General features: G+C 29.4%; 22 protein-coding genes and 1 tRNA gene. 16 read left to right on the forward strand and 7 right to left on the reverse strand.

The genetic code is table 11. The features are described from left to right. Positions 1-32: 32 nt before the first annotated feature. The gene (locus B3B03_RS01955; RefSeq protein ID WP_346848825.1) at positions 33-713 is read right to left on the reverse strand and encodes a lysoplasmalogenase; all 681 of its coding nucleotides are present in this window, start codon (positions 711-713) and stop codon (positions 33-35) included. Between the two features lie 435 nt (positions 714-1148). Between B3B03_RS01955 and B3B03_RS01960 the strand changes: the two genes are divergently transcribed. Beyond that, the gene (locus tag B3B03_RS01960) at positions 1149-3053 is read left to right on the forward strand and encodes an endonuclease MutS2 (RefSeq protein WP_346848873.1); all 1905 of its coding nucleotides are present in this window, start codon (positions 1149-1151) and stop codon (positions 3051-3053) included. 71 nt (positions 3054-3124) lie between these two features. Further along, positions 3125-4306, forward strand: a complete 1182-nt coding sequence (locus tag B3B03_RS01965) for a cyclopropane-fatty-acyl-phospholipid synthase family protein (protein ID WP_346848826.1) — start codon at positions 3125-3127, stop codon at positions 4304-4306. 95 nt (positions 4307-4401) lie between these two features. On the opposite strand, the gene B3B03_RS01970 is transcribed toward B3B03_RS01965, so the two are convergent. Further along, the gene (locus B3B03_RS01970) at positions 4402-4845 is read right to left on the reverse strand and encodes a hypothetical protein (RefSeq protein ID WP_346848827.1); all 444 of its coding nucleotides are present in this window, start codon (positions 4843-4845) and stop codon (positions 4402-4404) included. 141 nt (positions 4846-4986) lie between these two features. Between B3B03_RS01970 and ybaK the strand changes: the two genes are divergently transcribed. Beyond that, the gene (ybaK, locus tag B3B03_RS01975; RefSeq protein WP_346876353.1) at positions 4987-5463 is read left to right on the forward strand and encodes a Cys-tRNA(Pro) deacylase; all 477 of its coding nucleotides are present in this window, start codon (positions 4987-4989) and stop codon (positions 5461-5463) included. A 69-nt stretch (positions 5464-5532) separates the two neighbouring features. Here ybaK and B3B03_RS01980 read toward each other — a convergent pair whose 3' ends face one another. Beyond that, entirely contained in the window at positions 5533-6186 is a 654-nt protein-coding gene (locus B3B03_RS01980) for an HAD family phosphatase (RefSeq protein WP_346848829.1), read from the reverse strand. A 163-nt stretch (positions 6187-6349) separates the two neighbouring features. Here B3B03_RS01980 and B3B03_RS01985 point away from each other — a divergent pair, with 163 nt between their 5' ends. Beyond that, complete coding sequence (locus B3B03_RS01985) at positions 6350-6766, forward strand: hypothetical protein (RefSeq protein WP_346848830.1); 417 nt, start codon at positions 6350-6352, stop codon at positions 6764-6766. A 126-nt stretch (positions 6767-6892) separates the two neighbouring features. Here B3B03_RS01985 and B3B03_RS01990 read toward each other — a convergent pair. Next, a tRNA-Pro gene (locus B3B03_RS01990) sits at positions 6893-6968 on the reverse strand. A 210-nt stretch (positions 6969-7178) separates the two neighbouring features. Between B3B03_RS01990 and B3B03_RS01995 the strand changes: the two genes are divergently transcribed. Both B3B03_RS01995 and B3B03_RS02000 read left to right on the forward strand, forming a co-directional pair. Beyond that, entirely contained in the window at positions 7179-7604 is a 426-nt protein-coding gene (locus tag B3B03_RS01995) for a hypothetical protein (RefSeq protein WP_035132531.1), read from the forward strand. An 80-nt stretch (positions 7605-7684) separates the two neighbouring features. Continuing rightward, a complete protein-coding gene (locus B3B03_RS02000) occupies positions 7685-8920 on the forward strand; it encodes a glycoside hydrolase family 10 protein (protein WP_346876354.1) in 1236 nt (411 codons plus the stop codon). A 16-nt stretch (positions 8921-8936) separates the two neighbouring features. On the opposite strand, the gene B3B03_RS02005 is transcribed toward B3B03_RS02000, so the two are convergent. Together B3B03_RS02005 and murC are read right to left on the reverse strand one after the other, a co-directional pair. Beyond that, a complete protein-coding gene (locus B3B03_RS02005; protein WP_346876355.1) occupies positions 8937-9863 on the reverse strand; it encodes a PhzF family phenazine biosynthesis protein in 927 nt (308 codons plus the stop codon). Positions 9864-9940: 77 nt separating this feature from the next. Then, complete coding sequence (gene murC, locus B3B03_RS02010; RefSeq protein ID WP_346848834.1) at positions 9941-11317, reverse strand: UDP-N-acetylmuramate--L-alanine ligase; 1377 nt, start codon at positions 11315-11317, stop codon at positions 9941-9943. Between the two features lie 434 nt (positions 11318-11751). Between murC and B3B03_RS02015 the strand changes: the two genes are divergently transcribed. Continuing rightward, positions 11752-11895 carry a hypothetical protein gene (locus B3B03_RS02015; protein ID WP_156964321.1) on the forward strand — a complete coding sequence of 48 codons (144 nt, stop codon included), beginning with the start codon at positions 11752-11754 and terminating at the stop codon, positions 11893-11895. Positions 11896-11976: 81 nt separating this feature from the next. Here the strand turns inward: B3B03_RS02015 and hutG are convergent, their stop codons facing one another. After that, positions 11977-12999 (reverse strand): formimidoylglutamase, encoded by a 1023-nt coding sequence (hutG, locus tag B3B03_RS02020; RefSeq protein ID WP_346848835.1) that lies wholly within the window; start codon positions 12997-12999, stop codon positions 11977-11979. Between the two features lie 256 nt (positions 13000-13255). Here hutG and B3B03_RS02025 point away from each other — a divergent pair, with 256 nt between their 5' ends. From B3B03_RS02025 to pth, 9 genes are all read left to right on the forward strand, one after another. Then, complete coding sequence (locus B3B03_RS02025; RefSeq protein ID WP_346848836.1) at positions 13256-13489, forward strand: hypothetical protein; 234 nt, start codon at positions 13256-13258, stop codon at positions 13487-13489. A 268-nt stretch (positions 13490-13757) separates the two neighbouring features. Continuing rightward, a complete protein-coding gene (purR, locus tag B3B03_RS02030; RefSeq protein ID WP_035132520.1) occupies positions 13758-14588 on the forward strand; it encodes a pur operon repressor in 831 nt (276 codons plus the stop codon). Between the two features lie 96 nt (positions 14589-14684). Then, positions 14685-14969 carry a septation regulator SpoVG gene (spoVG, locus tag B3B03_RS02035; protein WP_035132518.1) on the forward strand — a complete coding sequence of 95 codons (285 nt, stop codon included), beginning with the start codon at positions 14685-14687 and terminating at the stop codon, positions 14967-14969. Between the two features lie 254 nt (positions 14970-15223). Further along, the gene (gene glmU, locus B3B03_RS02040) at positions 15224-16594 is read left to right on the forward strand and encodes a bifunctional UDP-N-acetylglucosamine diphosphorylase/glucosamine-1-phosphate N-acetyltransferase GlmU (RefSeq protein ID WP_346876356.1); all 1371 of its coding nucleotides are present in this window, start codon (positions 15224-15226) and stop codon (positions 16592-16594) included. A gap of 21 nt (positions 16595-16615) precedes the next feature. Beyond that, entirely contained in the window at positions 16616-17575 is a 960-nt protein-coding gene (locus tag B3B03_RS02045) for a ribose-phosphate diphosphokinase (RefSeq protein WP_035132514.1), read from the forward strand. Positions 17576-17834: 259 nt separating this feature from the next. After that, entirely contained in the window at positions 17835-18521 is a 687-nt protein-coding gene (locus tag B3B03_RS02050) for a response regulator transcription factor (RefSeq protein ID WP_346876357.1), read from the forward strand. Between the two features lie 3 nt (positions 18522-18524). Then, entirely contained in the window at positions 18525-19946 is a 1422-nt protein-coding gene (locus B3B03_RS02055; protein ID WP_346848874.1) for a HAMP domain-containing sensor histidine kinase, read from the forward strand. Positions 19947-19979: 33 nt separating this feature from the next. Beyond that, positions 19980-21107: a S1C family serine protease gene (locus B3B03_RS02060; protein WP_346848839.1), complete on the forward strand. Its 1128-nt coding sequence runs from the start codon at positions 19980-19982 to the stop codon at positions 21105-21107. A gap of 127 nt (positions 21108-21234) precedes the next feature. Further along, the gene (gene pth, locus B3B03_RS02065; RefSeq protein ID WP_346848840.1) at positions 21235-21804 is read left to right on the forward strand and encodes an aminoacyl-tRNA hydrolase; all 570 of its coding nucleotides are present in this window, start codon (positions 21235-21237) and stop codon (positions 21802-21804) included. Positions 21805-21816: the final 12 nt, after the last annotated feature.

Consider the following 21816-nt stretch of genomic DNA (forward strand, 5'->3'; position numbering starts at 1 on the left):
ATAGAATTTATACTGCTTATGTTGTAAAGCTGTTATAGAGCTAAACTAAGAGCTATAAGACCTTGTCCTACATAGTAACATAACAAGTTCAATGCTGTCATGTAAGATGGTGATTTTTTATGAAAGTATATAAAACACAAAATTAAATCAGATAAAAAGAAGAGACATGCACCTATAATTATAAGTATAGTACTTAAAAAGTTTTCATGGATTAAGGGAGTTAATGATAATGCCCTTGTAACCATAAAACTAATTATAATTGAATAAGTAACAACTAGTTTATAGGCTCCCTTAAAATCAAAGCCTTTTATTAGATTTAAAAATAGAATAGAGATTATTGAAATTAGAATAAATAATAGAACATGCCAAATTAGCACAGGGGTAAGAGTAGCAAAGGCTAAAGAAAAGAATATATGAGCAATAGAAAAACTAATTAATCCATATACAAACATTTTGCTTACTTCATCATCTTTATTAGTATTAAAGGCAAGGAATACATCTCCAATTAAAGATGTTATTAATGCAAAAAGTATAAATATGAAGTATTGGGTATTGAAGTAAAGAATTTTATAGCTAGATACGCATATAGCAATAAATAATAGACTAGTAATAGTCTTAACTATAGGCATTTTATAGCCATGAGGATGATAATTAAAGTATATTAGAAATCCTAGTGATATTAGCATAAATATAAAAAATGTAAGTGATAACATACTTAACCCTCCTTCAATAAAATACAAGTAATAAAATTATTATAGCATATGTTACATATAAGTAAAACAATGGAAAAGAAAATATTTTATTAATGGATATATTTGATTTAAAAAATGTATTGATTTTTTATAAATAATGCTTTAACATTAAGTTACATAGATTTCGAAAATGAGAGAGAGGTATTTTTGTGAGTGTCTAGTATTTAAAATAGTAATTAAATATTAATCTTAAAAATTTGGGTAGTATATACCTTTATTTGTTGTGGGATTAATTAAAACTATTAAAGATACAAGTCCACGAAATTTACCTTAGGATAGCTATAGCTATCTCTGTTAATGGCAAGTTTAAAGCTGTGGGAGTATCCATGGCTTTTTTTATTTTGGAAATCTATGAAGGATTTCATGGACTTAATAATAAGTAAAGGAATCGTGAAAATGAATATTAGTACATTGGAAAAATTACATTATAATAAAATAAAAGAAATTATTAAATCTTATTGTGTAAGTGGATTAGGAAGAGAGTTACTAGATAAACTTCAACCTAGTAATAATATTAAGCAAGTGAAAAGAATGTTAGAGGAAACATCTGAAGGTAGAAACCTTATTGATGCTTCTTATCACATGCCATTAAAGGGAATATTTAATATTGCTCCTTTGATAGATAAGATTGAAAAAGGCTCAGTGCTTGAACCATCAGAGCTAACAACAATAGATAATTTTTTGCGTGGATGCAGAAAGGTTAAAATTTTTATAGAAGATAAAGAAGGATATGCGCCAACTTTAAGTGCTTATGGTAAAAGTATCACAGAATTAAAATATATTGAAGAGGAAATAGAGACTTCAATTAAAGGAAGCATAGTGGATTCTAATGCTAGTAAAGAACTTAAGAGAATTAGACGACATATAGAAAGTTGTGAAGAAAAGATAAAAGAAAGGTTAGATAAGTTTATAAGAAGTAGTGCCAATAAAGAATATATTCAAGAATTTTTTATAAGTCAAAGGAATGGTAGATATACAATTCCTATAAAAGCTTCCTATAAGAATCAAGTTCAAGGATCTATTGTAGAAGTGTCTTCTAAAGGGACTACTGTATTTATAGAGCCAAGTTCTGTATCAAAGTATACTACGGAGTTAACTACACTAAAATCAGAAGAGGCCATGGAAGAGTATAGAATACTTGCAACATTAACTGATATGATATTTGAGAGGATTAAAGAGTTAAAGATAAATATAGAAGTCATTGCAGAATATGATATGATTATAGCAAAAGCAAAATATAGTAAAGATATAGATGGAATACAGCCAATTCTAAATAATCATGGATATATAAATATAATTAAGGGTAGATATCCATTAATTAAAAATGCCGTTCCGCTAGATTTTAATATAGGGGATGATTATAGAACCTTGATTATAACTGGACCTAATGCAGGGGGGAAGACAGTGGTGTTAAAGACAGTGGGACTTCTTACATTAGCTACGCAAAGTGGATTTCATATAGGTGCTGAATCAGGAAGCGAAATAGCCATATTTGAGAAAATATTTGTGGATATTGGAGACGATCAAAGTGTGGAAAACGCTTTAAGTACATTTTCATCTCATGTTAAGAATCTTAGTGGAATTTTAAAGGAGAGTAATAAAAATACCCTTCTTCTTTTGGATGAGATAGGAAGTGGTACAGAACCTAATGAAGGAGCAGCACTTGCTATTGCGATACTAGAGGAGTTTTATCATAAAGGATGCATTACCATAGCATCTACTCATTATGGAGAGATTAAGAACTTTTCTCAGAATCATCCTGATTTTGAAAATGCAGCCATGGAATTCCAAAGAGAGACCTTAGATCCACTATATAAGATTTCTATTGGGAAGAGTGGAAATAGTAATGCCCTTTATATTTCAAAAAAAATGGGTATAGCTGATAAAATAATAGATAGAACAAGAAAATATATTGAAACTAAAAGTTATAACTATGAATTGTTAAGAGATAGCAAGATTAATAGAAATAAAGAAGTTGATAATTATAGTGAAGAATCCTATAACTATGAAAAAGGTGATAGAGTTATTGTTCTAGATAAGAAGTTACCAGGGGTTGTATATAAAGAAAAAGATGAATTTAATAATATAATTGTATTTTTAGATGGTGATTTTATTGAAGTGAATTATAAGAGGTTAAAGCTAGAGGTTAGTGCTACAGAGTTATATCCTGAAGGTTATGACTTAAATCAGATTTTTATAGCTTATAAGGAAAGAAAGTTAGAACATGATATAGAAAGAGGTTCTAAAAAAGCACTTAAAAAAATTAGAAAGGAATCCCAAAAGGGAATTTGTGAACAATAAGTAACCTTTGTATTCTTATAGAAAATATTGTCCATAATATAAAAAGATTTTGTTAATTAGTGGAGGAAATTATGGCAATAGAAAAAAGTTTAATTGAAGGATTTTTAAAACAGTTTGATACAGTTCCTTTTTCGGTAAAATATAAGGACGAAGGGAAATTTATTATAGGTGAAGGTGAACCTAAGTTTAAGATAGTTATAAGAAAATTACCTAATAAAACTGATTTGCTAAAAAGTACTTCTCTCGCTTTAGGAGAAGCTTATATGAATGGAGATATAGATTTAATAGAAGGAGATCTATACTATGCTCTTGATACGCTATTAAGTAACATAGATAAGTTTACCTTAGATATAAAAGGTCTTAAAAAGCTACTGCATACTTCTACTTCTTTAAAGCATCAAAAGGAGGAGGTATGTTCTCATTATGATATAGGAAACGATTTTTATAAGTTATGGCTTGATAAAACCATGAGTTACTCTTGCGCTTACTTTAAAAATGATAATGATACATTAGAAGAAGCTCAGATGAATAAAATATATCATATACTTAATAAGCTTAATTTAAAGGAAGGTATGAGCTTATTAGATATTGGATGTGGTTGGGGGTATTTATTAGTAGAAGCTGCTAAAAAATATAAAATCCATGGCGTTGGTATAACCCTTAGTGAAGAACAATATAAGGGGTTTTCAGAGCTAATTGAGAAGGAAAACCTAAGGGAGTATCTACAAGTTAAGCTTTTAGACTATAGAAAATTAAAGGATTCAGGTATGACCTTTGATAGAGTAGTTAGTGTTGGTATGATTGAGCATGTTGGAAGAGAAAATTACAGTTTATTCTTTGATAATGTAAGTAAAGTATTAAATCCTAAAGGTGAGTTTTTATTACACTATATAAGTAGTATCCATGAATCTCAAGGAGACCCATGGATTAAAAAATACATCTTTCCAGGCGGTGTAATTCCTAGTATAAGAGAAATAATGGATACTGCTTGTGAGCATAAGTTTTGTACTATAGATGTAGAAAGTTTAAGACTTCATTACAAGAAAACATTGCTTTATTGGTATAAAAATTTTCAAGATAATATAGATGAAATTAAAAAATTGGTAGATGAAAGATTTATAAGAATGTGGGAAATATATTTATGTTCTTGTGCGGCTTCATTTAATAATGGAGTTGTAGATTTACATCAAATGCTATTTACTAAAGGAGCTAAAAACGATCTACCACCTACAAGAGAATATATGGATAAATAATTTTAAAGAATAAAACGGCCAAGTATATCCTGGTCGTTTTGTTTTTAAAAATTTTAATAATACTATGAATAATTTGATTTCTTTTAGAGAAAGATTTAATTTTTTATAATGTGAGTTTCTATAATTTGAAGTTCTTTAATCAATTCTTGTCTAACAAAACCCTTTGTATTTACTGTGTCAGAGGTTATAAGGCGTACTTCGTACCATAAGGTTTCTAAAGCTTCAACTCCATCAAGAATTGCTACCCTTGAGTTAGATGGGATGGAGCGGAGTATAGGACTATTACTGAGAGGTGAGATATAAAGAGAGCACCGTTTTATTGTTTCACCAGTATTAAATCTAATAGGTCTAGAGTAAACTTTTAAAGTTTCATTTGGCTTATTAATAGTGTTTAATTGAGATGTTAAACTATTATTTTGTTTTGTTAGAACTCTTACTTGAATATTTTGTTTGTTATATTTATCATTTAAAAGATAATATAAAATTCCTAATCCACCAGAGGTAAGAAGTAGGACATAAATGAAAAAAGTTTTTATCACGAATGTACCTCCATAAAAGAGTTTGGTAGTATAAATATATTCCTTTTATTTATGAAATAGACTTAGTAAAATTAATAAGTAATATTAATAAAACTAGTAAAAGTTTAGTGATATAATTCTATGTGAGGAGTTGATGAATAAATGGCTAATACTAAAACTAATGTGATGAGGATACTAGATAATAGTAATATAAATTATAATATATATACATATGAGGTTAAGGATAGTGCTGTAGATGGAATATCAGTAGCCAATAAACTTGGAGTAGCAGTAGAGAATGTATTTAAGACTCTTGTTACAAAAGGCCATAGTGGAGATTTTTATGTATTCGTAGTTCCTGTGGCAAAGGAACTGAATCTTAAGGCGGCGGCAAAGCGTGTAGGAGAAAAGTCAGTAGAAATGATAAAAGTTAGTGATATGCTTAAGATAACGGGATATATTAGAGGTGGATGCTCGCCTATAGGTATGAAGAAAAATTATAATACTGTAATTGATGATTCATCCCTGAATCTAGATAAAATCATTGTAAGTGGTGGTAAAATTGGATTTCAAGTAGAAATAGGACCAAGGGATTTAATTCAGCTGATAAATGCTGAAACCGGTCCTATTGTGAATTAAAATATACATAAAAGAAATAAAGGTTGTCCTAGAAGATAATTTAATTCTTACTAAGACTACCTTTAATTATTATATAGCTAAAGAAAAACTAACATAATCTAATATAAAATCATCAGCTAAAGCTTTCATGTCATTGTGCTGCTCTAGGGAATGTTCATCATATACGCCTATAACCTTCATACCAGCTTTTTTAGCACCTTGAATGGCTGGAAGTAAGTCTTCAAAAACCATGCACTTATCAGGAGAAACACCTAATTTATTTGCTGCTAGAAGATATACATCTGGAAAATCTTTTCCCCTTTTTACCTCATTAGTTAAGGCTATTGTATCAAAATATTCATATATTCCATTAGCTTTTAAGCAAGCTTCTAAAAGTAAAGTGTTATTGCTAGTAGCCAATGCAATTTTTATATTATTTTCTTTAAGTAGGTTAAAAAATTCTTTAACACCAGGCTTTAGTTTCACTTTATTACAGTAAGCTTCATAAGCCATGTCATTCCAATGCTCTTTAATTTCTTCTAAGGTATAAGGTAAATTAAAGGAATTCTTAAAGTAAATAGCTACTTCATTAAAGCTAAGATGAGCAATGTCATTATTTAATGATGGAGGCACATCTAAATTATGTTTAGCTAGGTATTCCGTATCGATTTTATTCCATACCCACATAGAATCAACTATAGTACCATCCATATCAAAAATTGCAGCGTCTATATTTTTAAACATATATTATCACCCCCGCATATTAACATAACAAATAAAACTTTTAATGTAAAGAGTAATGAATATAATGTGGAAACTACCTTTTACTACTAATAAAAAAGTAATAAGAAAGAATGTAATAAAATTAAAAACATATAATGTATTAGTAAAATAAAGGGGGGAAACTATGGATCTTTTAGGTAAGTTTTGGGGGGTTATTTCGGTTATATTTACTTTAGGAGCATTGTCAAGAGTAGTATCTTTAGGGTTTTATAATAAGTTTATTAAAGGTTTGTCAAAGAAAAAACATAGAGGCATAATAAATAAAACTATTAACATAAATAATGTTTTAGAAGAAAACCATGGGGTGTTTGGAGTGGGTGCATTTATTTCTTCAATAATTCATATGTTAATAATGAATTATAAGGAAAGTTTTTCTTTTTGGGGAATTGCAACCTTTGTGTGTGTTTTAATAATGGTAGCTACTGGAATTATAAATAAATTTATTTATAGAGATAAGAGGGGCCAAATAAGAAAGTTTCATACAACTATAATATTAATATATATTGTTTCTTTAGTAATGCATATAATTTTCACCAAATGATATATTATTAAAAAAAGACATTGTTCTTATAGCAGATTTAAGGTCTAGTTACAAAACACTATCTTCCTATAGTAAATAAAAACATATATAGTAAAATAAAAAGGAACATGACATTCATGTTCCTTTTGGTCGGGGTGACAGGGATTGAACCTGCGACCTCATGGTCCCAAACCACGCGCGCTCCCATCTGCGCCACACCCCGCCGACAAAAATTATTATATGATATATTTAATAGGTTGTCAACATATTTTATGCAAAAAGTTTTGCGATATTATATATTATTTTTAAAAGACCAATAAAAGGTATTATAAAATCAGTATATTGTAAATAATAAAAGATGTTACTGAATACAAAAAGTTTAATATATATTTACATAATATTATTGTCATTAAAAAAAGGAGGAGTACAAAAGATGAAGGAATATAGGTTTAGTGAGGCTTCTAAAAGATATATGAGAAAGCAATTGTCTAATAGTATACTTTTATCGAGTCTTTTACTCATAATTACAATAGGATTATTTATAAGGAACAATCTTTTTTATGGGAGATTTTTATTAGTGTTTTTTATAGTAGGATTAATAGTTACAGGTCTTGTTACTAAAAAAGTAAGAAGCATTGATGAGCTTAAATATATAAAAGTATATAAAGATAAATTTTGTATAAATAACAATATGAATGAAAAACCAAAAACTCTTTATTTTAGAGATGTAAATAAAGCAATGAGGGATAATAAAGGGATTATATTTTACGTGGGGAAAAGGGATTATAGAATATTATCTAGTTTTTTAGAGCAAAGTGAAGTTGATGAACTTTGGAAGAAGTTTTCCAGGTATAAATAGATATATTTACTATAATTAAATTCTATAGATTAGATTATGAGCATAGGTATATATTATTCTTAAATTAAGGGGGAGCATAAATGAATAAAATGAATCTTGCTACTTTAGGAGTAATTATATTAGTTATTGTGGGATTAGTGTGGATTATATGCTTTGATAATATTGATAATAGTAGCCATGAAATAATTAATAAAGAAAGAGAAATTATAAATTATGATGAGATAAAGGGAATTTGGTTATCTTATTTAGATTTATCAGCTATGCTTAAGGGGAAAAATGAAAATGAATTTAGAAAAAATATATCACAAGCAATAGATAATGTAGAATCTATGGGGTTGAATACTTTAATTGTACATGTAAGACCTTTTTCTGATGCCTTATATCAATCTAAATATTATCCATGGTCTATATATTGTTCGGGCATAGAAGGTAATGCTCCGGGATATGATCCTCTTCAAGTTATTATAGAGGAAGCTCATTTAAGAAATATAAGAGTAGAGGCTTGGATTAATCCCTATAGAGTTAGAAGTGATAGTGTTAAGTTGCCACTGTCTTTGGAGAATCCTGCTAGCAAATGGATAAAAGATGGTAGTGATAATATAATAAAATGTAATGGTGGAATATATTATAATCCTGCCAAAGAAGAAGTTAGGCAACTTATAGTGAATGGAGTAAAAGAAATAGTGGAGAACTATGAAGTTGATGGAATACATTTTGATGATTATTTTTATCCATCTAGTGATGTGTCTATAGATAGTAAAGCTTATGGCGAGTATACAAGTTCAGGAGGAGATTTAGATTTAGAGAGTTGGAGACGTGAAAATGTTAATATTCTCGTAAGGCAGGTTTATTCAATTGTTAAAGAGATAAGCCCAGAGGTAGTCTTTGGAATAAGTCCACAAGGCTCTATGGATAATAACTATAATAGCCAATTTATTGATGTGAAGAAGTGGATTCAAAACCCTGGATATATTGATTATATTTGTCCACAAATATATTATGGCTTTTTAAATGATAATAGCAATTTTCAACAAGTTATTGAAGAGTTTGATAGTCTTGTTGCTGAATCTACAGTAAATTTATATATAGGTTTATCTGTATATAAAGTTGGTAGTGAAGATACTTGGGCAGGTAATGGAAAGGATGAGTGGAGAAATAGTACAGATATATTAAAAAGACAGGTGGAAGCTTCAAGAAAGTTAAAGAAGTACAAAGGAATATTACTATTTAGGTATGACTCTTTGTTTAATCCATCATCAAATGTAAAAAGTCAGATACAACAGGAGAGATCAAATTTAAAATCTTTATTTAAGTAAAAAAAGAAAGGGGTGACTATTTATAAGTCACCTCTATAGTTTTTTCTATACTTCCTATGCCACCAACTTTTATTAAATAGTCATTATTAATAGCTTCACCCGTGCAGATGATTTCACTTGGATTATTCATGTAATAACCTTGTTCGCAACATATGGTTAGTTTATCTTTAAAATCAAGTATGTTATGTTTCATTATGTATGCACATAATGCGCCATTAGATGTGCCAGTAGCACTTTCTTCATCGATACCTACACTAGGACCGAAATTTCTAGTTGCAACAGTGCTTTTAGAATTTTCAGTTTCTAAAGAGAAGGCATGAAGACCTACTAAATTTAAGTTATCTGTGTATTCTTTTAGGCCTTGAAAATCTGGATTTATTCTTTTTAGAGCATTTAGAGATTTAACTGGGAACATTATATCTTTAAGCCCTGTAGAAATTATCATAGGTCTTAATGCATGACCTTGGATTCCAGCATCTTCTAAGGTTATTCCTAATATATCACAAAGTTCTTTTACATCATCAATATATGAATAGAACTTAGGATTAGTTTGAGTCATAAGCACATAGGCAATTTTTTCATTATCAAAATAAATTTCTATGTCTAAAATACCGGCAAGAGTTTTTTGTTTTAATTTTACTGGACTTGTACTTGGTTTGATAAAGCCTAATTTAGCTAAGGTATAGAAAGTGGCGATGGTAGCATGACCACATAAATCAACTTCTGTTGAAGGGGTAAAAAATCTAACCTCATAGTCATAATCGTCACATTTTGATTTTATCACAAAGGCAGTTTCGGAAAGTTTTACTTCTTTTGCGATAGCTGCCATGTCATTAGAGGATAAGTCATCACAATCAATAACTACACCAGCCTTGTTTCCACCCATATCATTGTGAGTAAAGGCATTAACTATGTACACAGTTTTATTAAAGTTTGATTTCATTTTGTCACCTCGTTTATATATTAAAAATATAGCTATCTTAATTAAAGGATAGCTATATTAATTGGTATAAGATAAAATTAATTAGCTAGATACATTTCACCAACAACATTTATATCTCCAGCACCTACGGTAATAATAAGATCACCATCTTTGGCCTTTGATTTTAAGTGATTAACTATTTCTTCAAAGCTATGATAGTTTATTGCATCAACTCCTGTAAGTCTTATAGCATCGCCTAACTTTACTGAGTTAACAATTCCAGTATCTTTTTCACGAGCAGCGTATATATCTGCTAATAATAAATGCTTTACTCCATTGAAGGTTCTTACAAAGTCATCAAAAAGAGTTATAGTTCGAGTGTAGGTATGAGGTTGAAATACCACATATAAATCTTTATGAGGATAATTTTTACAAGCACTAAGAGTAGCTTGAATTTCTGTTGGATGATGAGCATAGTCATCTATTACAGTAACACCATTTTTAGAACCCTTAAATTCAAATCTTCTATGAGTTCCTCCAAAATTAGATAATCCTTTAATTATAGATTCATTAGAAATGTTAAGAGCTAAGGATGTACATATAGCAGCTAAAGAGTTAAGCACATTATGTTCTCCAGGCACATTTAAGGCTATAGGAAATAACATATGGTCATTTTTATATAAATCATAAGAACCACAACCAAGAGAATTATAAGTTATATTTTTAGCTTTATACTCACCATTATTTATTCCGTAAGTCATTATAGTACATTTATGATTATTTAATATATCAGAAACGTTACTATCATCACTATTGCATACAAGGAAACCATCATCTGGTATGATATCTATAAATTTATTAAAAGTATCTTTTATGTGATTTATATCCTTATAAAAATCTAAATGGTCTGCATCTACATTTAATATAATTCCTATATAAGGATGAAATTTTAAGAAAGATCCTTTATACTCACAAGCTTCAGTAACAAAGTAATCACTATTTCCAGCAAGAACATTACCCTCTATAACATCTAATTCTCCACCTACTAATATGGTAGGATCCACTTGTTCTTCAATTACAATGTGGGCAAGCATTGAAGTTGTGGTTGTTTTGCCATGAGTACCAGCAACAGCTACATTATATTTATGGCCAAGCATAATTCTGCCTAAGAATTCAGCTCTATCCATCATAGGAAGGTTTAGTTCAATTGCCTTTTGAAACTCAGGATTATCATCACTGATAGCAGCAGTGTATACTACTAAATCTGAATCCTGTATGTTATCTGCACTGTGTCCTATATATATATATGCACCTTTATTTCTAAGTTTTTCAACCATATTTGAATTTTTCATATCTGAACCAGATACAGTATATCCGTTTTTAAGTAGAATCTCAGCAAGACCACTCATACTAATGCCACCAATACCAATAAAGTGAACTTTTTTATTTTTATCTTGTAAAAAATCAAAACTCATATAATAACAACTCCTATATAAAATATAATACTACATTCATGAATTTGTATATTAAAACATAGTTATAGATCAACCTAATAACCATTGTATGTGTATAAAAATAAATGAATACCTAATATAAATTATATACAAAAATCTATATAAAAAACACATATATTTTAGAAAGCTTCGTAAATTATATATCTATAGGAAAAATGAATGAAAATATCCAAAAAATTTAAAAGAAAATTCAGAAAAAGGCTTTTCGGATAGAAATAAATATGTTAAAATAAAAACAAAGTTAGAGATGGTTTTTAAGTATAATAACTAATTATATTTATTAAGTATCTAAGTGGAAATAATAGATGTTTTCTAAGTGTATGTATATTTAATATCAATTACAATAACTACTAGGCCATAAGGCTAGTAGAAATTTTCTGGAGGAGTGTGTTAAAATGTTAACAATTGGTCTGAGAGAATATGTAAATTGGCAACTGAATATTAATGGTGAAGAAGAGGATAAAATGCTCAATACTTGTGAAGAGAATGATATCATGGGTATGGAGTTTGAATATTTATTGTGGCAATTTAGCTTGTAAATTGCCAAATCTATTTTAAAGTCCCTATAATAATCGTGAAAAAGTCCTTAGTTTAGACTAAGGACTTTTTTTATTATGTAATTATGTTAAAAAGTTGTGCTGTAAGTTTTGTAATTTGCAAAGAGTATTAACAATGGAGAAGATGATTACTCCAGCTAAGTTAGAAGTGATATTATCTTTATCAAATCTAGGTGCCACTTCACATATATCAAAGGTTATAACCCTATTTGACTTTAAAATATGTTTAAGTAGTTTTATAACTATTTCTGGGTTTAGACCTAAGGTTTGCGTAGAACTAACCCCTGGTGCAAAAGAGGCAGAAAATACATCTGAGCAAATAGTTACATATATATAATCTTGGTTTCTCATAAAGGTATTTAGCTCTCTTAAAAGTTGCCAACCATCACTATATAGGATGTCTTTCGCAAGGGTGTATTGAACACCTAGTTTTTTAGCGGTTTTAAATAGATCCACTGTATTGCTGTGCTGTTGTATCCCAATACAGAAATAGGAGAAATCCATGTTTTTATCATGACAAATATCAGAGATTTGTTTAAACATAGTTCCAGAACTTCCCTCGTTATTATATGGTCTAAGATCGAAGTGAGCATCAAAATTTATAATTCCGATTCGAGGTTTACAAGATATTTTATCCAGATGAGATAGAGCCCCATTATAGTTCCCAAAGGCTGTCTCATGTCCTCCTCCTAGAACTATAGGAAAAATATTCAGATCTAGTAACTTAGACACGCAGTCGCTTAAAAGCTTTTGCCCTTCAGCAAGAGAAATGTCCTCAACTATGATATCTCCGGCATCAAAAATTTTTACCGATTGATTAAAAGTACAAGGTAGATTTGAAAGCTCTTTTCTGATGGATATAGGACCATTCATGGCACCTATACGACCTTTATTTTTTTTTACACCTTCATGGCAACAAAAGCCTAAAAGTGCAAAATTTAGTCCATCAAGAGGCTCAAGATCATCTCTTCGAAGATCAAGAGGTGTTATCCATTGATGCCATCTAAAAGCATCAAAATTATCGTCACTGTCTATTCTTCCTTGCCATAAGTTTTCGTTCATAGGTTCATAGTTTTTAATAAACATAAAATCACCCCACAAGTAACTTCTTAGTAGTATTATACGTTTTCAGTATAAGTCAAAGGAGAGATATTATCAATGTTATATGTAAAATAGTAGTTATATTTTATTTGTTTTTGAATATACATATTTAAAGATAAAGAGATATGCAGTGAATTAAAAGGTATTGATAATAATTTTTAGTAATGAAATAAAATAATATTGACAATTGAACGTATGTTCGATATCATGTAAATATGAGAACAGATATGGGGGTTAAAGAATGGGAAACAAAGATTTATTCATTGAGTTAAAGTATAAGGCAGATGGGCAAGGACTTGAAGGTATAAATTTTTTAGAAGATGATAAAGAAATAGGTGGTCAGAAATACATGCTTTGTGGTGGAGTTTTAAATAAGAATGGAGGAAAACTTTTATTTAAAGCTAGAAATATACAAGAAGCTAATGAATTTACAAAAAGGAATCCTTTGACTTCGAAAATGGTGGCATGTAGTTGATAGATATTATAAAATAATATTGAAATTAAAGGCTATTTCAAAATGAAGATTTATTTAATCTTTATTTTGAAGTAGCTCTTTTTATTTACAATGAGGATATTTTTTTGCTAATTAATCTGTGATTAACATAAAAGATGAATTTATATTGTTTTAAATAGTATATTAAAGAAAATAAAAAAAGTAATTGTAATATAGTAATAAAACAGATAGAATAAAGGTGAATAATAAAGGCAAAAATAAAGATAAAATTCGGAAAGGTATAGTTTGTATGGAGAAAATTAAGCATAAATTTAATAGAAACCAAAGGGTTATTGGTATAACAAAAGTTTTAACAGAAAATCCTAATAAGGTTATAACTTTAAATTTATTTACAGAGAAATTCAATGCAGCAAAATCTACTATTAGTGAAGATATTGTTATAGTTAGAGAAGTAATAGAAGGTTTATCCATGGGAAAGATAGAAACAGTAGCAGGTGCTGCAGGTGGAATAAGATTTATAAATGAAAAATCAAATGAAGATAGAAAACAGTTTTTAGAAGATTTGTGTGAAGCACTAAGACAGCAATCTAGAGTTGTTCCGGGTAATTTTCTATATATAACAGATATAGCATATAATCCAAGTATTATTCAAAATTCAGCAATAATATTAGCTAGTAAATTTAAAGATATGAACGTGGATTATGTAGTTACAATAGAAACTAAAGGTATTCCATTAGGTTATGAGGTTGCAAAACAATTAGGAGTTCAGCTTGTTACAGTACGTCATGATACTAAGTATACAGAAGGTACTACAGTAAGCATAAATTATGCTTCTGGTTCAAGCAATAGACTTCAAACTATGACATTATCAACAAAGTCTATGAAGAGAAGTAGCAGATGTGTATTTGTAGATGACTTTATGAGAGGTGGAGGAACTGCAAAGGGAATTAAAGAGCTTTTAAGTGAATTTGATAGTGAATTATTAGGTAGTGGTTTTTTAATAGATAATGTAGAAGTTAAGGATAAGCTGGTAGATGATTATATTTCATTAGTAAATTTTTATGGTATTGGAGAAGATGGAATTGCGATTGTTAGTCCATCTAGTGAAAAAAACGAATAAGTTACAAAAAAATATGGAAAATGTTTCGACAAATAGAAGGATTTACAATGCATTAGTAGAATAATACATGAAAGCACATCTTGGAGGTGGAATTTCATGATAATTACAGACGTTAGAATTAGAAAAATTACCACAGAAGGAAAAATGAAAGCTATAGTATCTATAACTTTAGATAATGAATTCGTGGTTCATGACATCAAGATAATTGAGGGTCAAAGTGGTAATTTTATAGCTATGCCTAGTAGAAGAACTCCTGATGGAGAATTTAAGGATATAGCTCACCCAATTAATACAGAAACAAGAGAGAAAATTCAAAAATCTATACTTGACGAGTATGAAAAAGTAAAAAATGAAGAGCAAGTAGAAGATGAAATAGTCTAATTATAAAAAGGAGCGTAGCACTCCTTTTTATTTTGTGTATCGTTAATAGTATATCGTTAATATATATTTTCATGTAAAAAATATACTTTGGTTGAAAAAGTGTAACAGTTTCAATATAATAGTATAGAAGTAGTATATAAAAATAATAAATATGATAGATTAATATTGAAAATTTAATAAATATTAGTTTTAAATTATTATAGAATAATTTATCAGGAAAGACTAATTACATTTTAAATGAAGAGGTGTATGAATTGTATAAATGTGCTATAATCCTTGCTGCTGGCGAAGGTAAAAGAATGAAATCTAATACTCCTAAGGTTCTACACAAAGTTTGTGGAAAAGAAATGATAAACCATGTTATAGATAATATAAGAAAGTCCGGAGTAGAAGAAGTAAGTGTGGTTATTGGAAAAGGTGCTGATAAAGTTAGAAAAGGCACTGAAAGTAGAAATATTTTCTACTCAGTTCAAGAAGAACAATTAGGTACTGGGCATGCAGTAATGTGTGCAGAAGAATTTTTAAAAGGTAAAAAAGGTTCAGTATCTATATTTGTTGGAGATGGGCCTCTAATAACAGAAGAAACAGTTACAAAGCTTACTAAATATCATGAAGAACAAAAATGTAGTGCTACAATATTGACATCTATAATGAGTGACCCTCTAAAGTATGGAAGAATAATTAGAAATTCTCAAGGAGAAGTAGAGAAAATTGTAGAGTTTAAGGATTGTAATGAAGAAGAAGTAAAAGTTAATGAAATTAACTCAGGGATGTATTGTTTTGATATAGACATATTATTAAATACCTTAGGTAAACTTAATAATAATAATAATCAAGGTGAGTACTATTTAACAGATGTAATAGAAATATTAAAAAATGAAGGTAAGAAAGTTGGAGCTATTGCTGTTGATGTAGAAGAAATTACAGCAGTAAATTCAAAGGTAGAGCTTTCTGTTGCTAATGATATAATGAGAAGTAGAATAAATAGAAACCATATGGATAATGGTGTTATAATTATGGACCCTAGAAGCACCTATATAGAATGTGATGTAATTATAGGTCAAGATACGGTTGTATATCCAGGGAATATCATAGAAGGAACTACGGTAGTTGGTGAAAATTGCGTATTATACTCAAATAACAGAATAACTAATAGTATAATTGGTGATGATGTAACTGTAGAAAATTCTGTAGTATTAAACAGTAAGATTGGAAATAATACTACAGTTGGACCTTTTGCGTATATAAGACCAGAAACAACTATAGGTGAAAATGCAAGGATAGGCGATTTTGTTGAAATTAAAAAATCATCAATAGGTGACGGAACTAAGGTATCTCACTTAACTTACATAGGAGATGCAGAAGTGGGAGAAAAATGTAATTTTGGGTGTGGAACTGTTGTAGTAAATTATGATGGAAAAGCAAAATATAAAACTACAATTGGAAACAATGTATTTATAGGATGTAATACTAACTTAGTATCACCAGTTGAGGTAGAAGATAATACTTATATTGCAGCTGGATCAACAATAACCGAGAAAATACCAGAGGGCTCCTTAGCTATAGCAAGAGCTAGGCAAATAAATAAAGAGAACTGGGTATATGATAAAAATAAAAACAAATAAAATTTTAGGAGGACTACATAAATGATAAGCCATGGAAGAAACATTAAAATCTTTGCAGGAAACTCATATCCAGAATTAGCTGCTGATATTGCAAACCGCTTAGGGCTTTCTGTTGGAGAAAGTCAAGTTACTACTTTTAGTGATGGTGAGATTGCGGTAAATATTGGAGAAACTGTTAGAGGACTGGACGTATTTGTTATACAGCCAACTAGTGCCCCAGTAAACAATAATTTAATGGAACTTTTAATTATGATTGATGCACTTAAGAGAGCATCAGCAGGAAGAATAACGGCGGTTATTCCTTACTATGGATATGCACGTCAAGACAGAAAGGCAAAGGCAAGAGATCCAATTACAGCAAAATTAGTTGCTGATTTAATTACAGCAGCAGGAGCAGATAGAGTTTTAACTATGGACTTACATGCAGCTCAAATACAAGGATATTTCAATATTCCAGTTGATAATTTAGTGGGTTCACCAATACTAAGTGATTACTTTATAGAAAAAGGATTTAAAGATTGTGATGATGTAGTTGTAGTTTCACCAGATCTTGGTAGTGTTACAAGAGCAAGAAAGTTTGCTGATAAACTAAACGCTCCAATAGCTATTATAGATAAGAGAAGACCAAAGGCTAATGTAGCTGAAGTTATGAATATAATCGGTGAAGTAAAAGGTAAAAAGGTTATACTAATAGATGATATGATAGACACAGCTGGAACTATTTGTAATGGTGCTAATGCTTTAGTTAAAATGGGTGCTACTGAAGTATATGCTTGTTGTTCACATGCTGTACTTTCTGGTCCAGCCATAGAAAGACTAGAAGCATCGGTGATAAAAGAGCTAGTTATGCTTGATAGTATTCATCTACCACAAGAAAAAATGCTTGATAAGATAAAAATATTATCTATAGCACCGTTATTTGCAGAAGCTATTAGAAGAATATATGAAGAAGTTTCTGTAAGCAAGCTTTTTGATGAATAATATTAAATATTATATGTATTCATAATAAGTTTGGACAGTAATTTGGTTTTATTTAGGGGAGGAAGTTTTTCTTCCCCTATTTTTAGTATAAAAAGGAATGTTTTCACCATAACTTTATAAATATTTTGTTAAAAATATTAATTTTAATGAGAAAATACTTGGACTTAAAGTTATTGTTATATAATATTATAAAAGATATTATGTAGAAATTATATTCGTAAATTAAATAAAATATCTTAAGTATTTAGGAGGGATATCAATGGAAGGTAATTTAGGAAAGATATTAGTTGTTGATGATGATAAAAATATATGTGAAGTAATAAAGATGTATTTGGAGAATTCAGGATACCATGTTAAGGTGGCCAATGACGGAAGAGAGGCTCAAGAAGCATTTACTAGTTATAAACCTGATTTAGTGCTTTTAGATGTTATGTTACCATACCTGGATGGCATAGATGTGCTAAAGTGGATAAGAAGGGATAATGAAACACCAGTTATAATGATAACTGCAAAAGGAGAAACTTTTGATAAAGTTTTAGGACTTGAGCTTGGAGCAGATGATTATATAGTAAAACCCTTTGAACCTAAGGAACTTATGGCTAGAGTTAAGGCTGTTCTAAGAAGATATACTGCAGAGGGTGATAGTAAAGAAACATTAACCTTTGATAATTTAGTTATAGATATAAATTCATATAATGTAACATACATGGGACATGAAATTAAAATGCCACCTAAAGAGTTTGAATTATTACACTTCTTAGCAAGTAATAAAAACAGAGTATTTACAAGAGAACAACTGCTTTGTGAAGTGTGGGGATATGATTATCCAGGAGATTCAAGAACTGTAGATGTTCATGTGAAGAGATTAAGAGAAAAAGTATCAGGAGGAGATAATTGGCAGTTAGAAACTGTTTGGGGAGTTGGATATAAATTTGAGGTGAAATAGATGGTGAAAAATAGCTTATTTTCTAAAATGGTTGTTACTTACACCATTATAATTACAGTAAGTTTTACTATTTTAGCTGCATTTCTTTCCTTTTGGTTTCAAGATTATTTTATAAAGACGAGACAAAGTGATCTTACTAGACAGGCAGATATAATTGAAGGTATTGCAACAAAATATTTAACTGGGGCATCATCATATGAAGAATTAACTACAAATATAAAGTTTATATCAACATATATAAATGATGATATAGTTCTCGTAGATAGTAATGGATATGTTTATTCAGTTACTAACATTAAATATACTCCACTCATAGGGAAACAGATTTTTCATGATGATTTGGAAAATATAAACAATAGTGATTATATAGATGCTTTTAATGAGTATGGAGTTTATATGGATGAGAAAGTATACGTTATGATGAAAGTTGTAAAAGATGCTAAAGGGCAATCTATGGGAGCCACTTTATTTAGTGTATCAACAGATATTTTAGATAAATCACTTTCTAATGTTTATCAAATTATTTGGTTATCTGCAGTTTTCGCTGTAATTGCTTCTTGTATCGTAATTTATTATTTTTCTCAAAAGATGATAGTTAATCCGTTATCAGAAATGAGTGGGGTTGCAAGAAAAATAGCTCAAGGAGATGTAGATAAAAGAGTTGAAATTCATTCTGATGATGAAATGGAGGAGTTTGCAAATGCATTTAATGTGATGGCAGACTCGCTACAAAAGGTAGAACAAAATAGAAAAGAGTTTATTTCAAATGTTTCTCATGAGTTAAGATCTCCAATGACATCTATAAAAGGATTTATAGGTGGAATTTTAGATGGAGTAGTTCCTGATGAAAAGCATAAGTATTATCTAAATATAGCCTATGAAGAAATACAAAGATTAACAAGACTTATTAATGATTTACTTGATTTATCAGCAGTGGAATCGGGTACTTATAAGCTGGAGAAGGTACCTGTGGACATTAATGAAATAGTGAGAATATGCATATTGAGAAATGAAAATAGAATAAGAAATAAAAATTTGGATGTACAGGTATTTTTTGAAGGAAGTGAACTCTGGGTACTTACAGATGGAGATAAAATAACACAAGTTATAACTAATCTTTTAGATAATGCTATTAAATATGGAAAAGAAGATGGATTGATACAAATATCCTGTAGAAAAAAAGGTAAGAAGGCTAATATATCAATTTTTAATGAGGGATCTAATATAGATGAAGAAGATATTAAACATATCTGGGAAAGATTCTATAAAGTTGATAAATCAAGAACACAAAAAGTGAGTACAGGATTAGGGCTCTCTATAGTTAAAAAGATTGTTAGCTTACATGATGAAGAAATATGGGCGTGTAATAAAGAAAATGGAGTTGAATTTATATTTACTTTACAATTAGCAAAGAAGAGTATGTAATAATCTTAAGAAGCTAAGAGGAAGGAGGCTATTATGAGCAATTTTAATGATGATTATAAGGATGTTAAAGCAAAAATAACCTTTAACAAAATTAAGAAAAGACGTAAAGGTAAAATTGTTGCAATTACTATATTTTGCTTATTTGTAGCCTCCTTAGGTGGGGCTGTTACAGCTTTAGTGGTAAACACTGAAAACGAAAATTATTATGTTCAAGGTAATAATAAAGACGAAGAAGTTAATACCACTAATTCAAAGCTTCAATCAGCTGCTCACAAAGCAGCCCAATCTGTTGTTTCAGTTATTAAGGTTATTGCAGATGATAAGTGTATAAAAGAAACTAATGTAGGAGTAGGCGTTGTCATAGAAAATGGACAATATGTTATAACTAGCTATTTAGGTATTGAGGATGCAACCAGTGTTAAAGTGAAGTTACACAATGACATTGTATATAATGCATCTATAATAGGATTTGATAGTATTTATGATATTGCTATGATTAAAATAAATGGAGATGCATTACAACCTATGACTATAGCTAAGAATTCTACTAAGATTGAAAAGGGAGATAGAGTTATTAGTGTAGGAAATCCTCTGGGTAAATCTTTTAATGAAAATATAGAGGTAAGTACGGTGTTAAATACTAGAGAAAATATAGTATTTAAAAATAGAGAAACTAAAGTAGCTGAGTCTTTAAGAATGATAAAGACTTCAGTTATTCCTAAGTTTATCAATACTGGAGCAGCTTTATGTAATTTGGATGGAGAACTTATAGGAGTAAATAATACTACTATGACATATCACAATGAATTTTTAAAAAATAGTTTTTATATTTCCGCAGAGGATCTAGAGCCTATTACCTATGGAATTTTAGATAAGCAAGATTCTCTTATTAACCATATGGGAGTTTATGGGGAAGAGGCTATTTCCCAAAGTGAAAATGGTATTGATGGAGTATATGCAAAGGAAGTTACAAGAAATGGTTTAGCTTATGAAGCTGGAATTAGGCCAACAGATATAATTGTTGAAGTGAATGGTATGAAAGTTAATACTGTCAGTGACATAAATTCTATAATGAGTAAATTTAAAAGTGGAGAGACAATAAAATATAAAGTATTCAAAAATGGTGATTATGTTGACTTTAAAATAAAGATTTCAGAGTAATATATAAAAAGTAGCATTTAGGGATGCTACTTTTATTTTATTTTAGGTAAAACTTCTAGTATAATAGTCAAAGAAGATTATTTTTATGTTAAGAGATATTATGTTATAGAATATATTGGAGGTAATTATGTATTTAGTTGTGGGATTAGGAAATCCGGGAGATAGATATGATAAAACAAGACATAATGTAGGGTTTGATGTAGTTGATATGTGTGAAAAAAAGTATAACTTTAGTATAAATAGGACAAAATTTAAAGGAGTATACGGTGAGAGTAGTATAGCCAATGAAAAGGTTATATTTTTAAAACCTCAAACTTATATGAATTTAAGTGGAGAAAGCGTTAGAAGTATAATAGACTTTTATAAAATACCAGTAGAAAATATTATAGTTATATACGATGATATTAGTCTAGAAGTTGGAAGACTTAGAATAAAGGGAAAAGGAAGTGCAGGCGGTCACAATGGTATTAAGAATATAATTTCTCATTTAGGTACTGATAGTTTTTCAAGGATTAAAGTTGGAATTGGAGAGCCAGCCTATGATTTAGTTGAGTTTGTTACAGGAAGATTCTCTAATGAAGATAGAGAGATTATTGAAAAATCTTTTGAGGCAGCAGTGGATGCAGTATCAGTGATCATAAATGAAGGAATTAATCAAGCAATGAATAAATTTAATTCTTTTAATGCAGGAAAGTAGTAAATAGTTTAA

It is taken from the genome of Clostridium sp. UBA5712 (assembly GCF_002419845.1).
Classification (GTDB): domain Bacteria; phylum Bacillota; class Clostridia; order Clostridiales; family Clostridiaceae; genus Clostridium_J; species Clostridium_J sulfidigenes.

Bases quoted from the DNA above. Each gene is read 5' to 3' on its own strand.
- spoVG (WP_035132518.1), top strand. From the start codon at position 14,685: ATGATAATTACAGACGTTAGAATTAGAAAAATTACCACAGAAGGAAAA.
- B3B03_RS02060 (WP_346848839.1), top strand. From the start codon at position 19,980: ATGAGCAATTTTAATGATGATTATAAGGATGTTAAAGCAAAAATAACC.
- B3B03_RS02000 (WP_346876354.1), top strand. From the start codon at position 7,685: ATGAATAAAATGAATCTTGCTACTTTAGGAGTAATTATATTAGTTATT.
- B3B03_RS02050 (WP_346876357.1), top strand. From the start codon at position 17,835: ATGGAAGGTAATTTAGGAAAGATATTAGTTGTTGATGATGATAAAAAT.
- B3B03_RS01985 (WP_346848830.1), top strand. From the start codon at position 6,350: ATGGATCTTTTAGGTAAGTTTTGGGGGGTTATTTCGGTTATATTTACT.
- B3B03_RS01980 (WP_346848829.1), bottom strand. From the start codon at position 6,186: ATGTTTAAAAATATAGACGCTGCAATTTTTGATATGGATGGTACTATA.
- B3B03_RS01960 (WP_346848873.1), top strand. From the start codon at position 1,149: ATGAATATTAGTACATTGGAAAAATTACATTATAATAAAATAAAAGAA.
- pth (WP_346848840.1), top strand. From the start codon at position 21,235: ATGTATTTAGTTGTGGGATTAGGAAATCCGGGAGATAGATATGATAAA.
- hutG (WP_346848835.1), bottom strand. From the start codon at position 12,999: ATGTTTATTAAAAACTATGAACCTATGAACGAAAACTTATGGCAAGGA.
- B3B03_RS02045 (WP_035132514.1), top strand. From the start codon at position 16,616: ATGATAAGCCATGGAAGAAACATTAAAATCTTTGCAGGAAACTCATAT.
- B3B03_RS01965 (WP_346848826.1), top strand. From the start codon at position 3,125: ATGGCAATAGAAAAAAGTTTAATTGAAGGATTTTTAAAACAGTTTGAT.
- B3B03_RS01955 (WP_346848825.1), bottom strand. From the start codon at position 713: ATGTTATCACTTACATTTTTTATATTTATGCTAATATCACTAGGATTT.
- B3B03_RS01995 (WP_035132531.1), top strand. From the start codon at position 7,179: ATGAAGGAATATAGGTTTAGTGAGGCTTCTAAAAGATATATGAGAAAG.
- B3B03_RS02025 (WP_346848836.1), top strand. From the start codon at position 13,256: ATGGGAAACAAAGATTTATTCATTGAGTTAAAGTATAAGGCAGATGGG.
- B3B03_RS02005 (WP_346876355.1), bottom strand. From the start codon at position 9,863: ATGAAATCAAACTTTAATAAAACTGTGTACATAGTTAATGCCTTTACT.
- purR (WP_035132520.1), top strand. From the start codon at position 13,758: ATGGAGAAAATTAAGCATAAATTTAATAGAAACCAAAGGGTTATTGGT.
- ybaK (WP_346876353.1), top strand. From the start codon at position 4,987: ATGGCTAATACTAAAACTAATGTGATGAGGATACTAGATAATAGTAAT.
- B3B03_RS02015 (WP_156964321.1), top strand. From the start codon at position 11,752: ATGTTAACAATTGGTCTGAGAGAATATGTAAATTGGCAACTGAATATT.
- murC (WP_346848834.1), bottom strand. From the start codon at position 11,317: ATGAGTTTTGATTTTTTACAAGATAAAAATAAAAAAGTTCACTTTATT.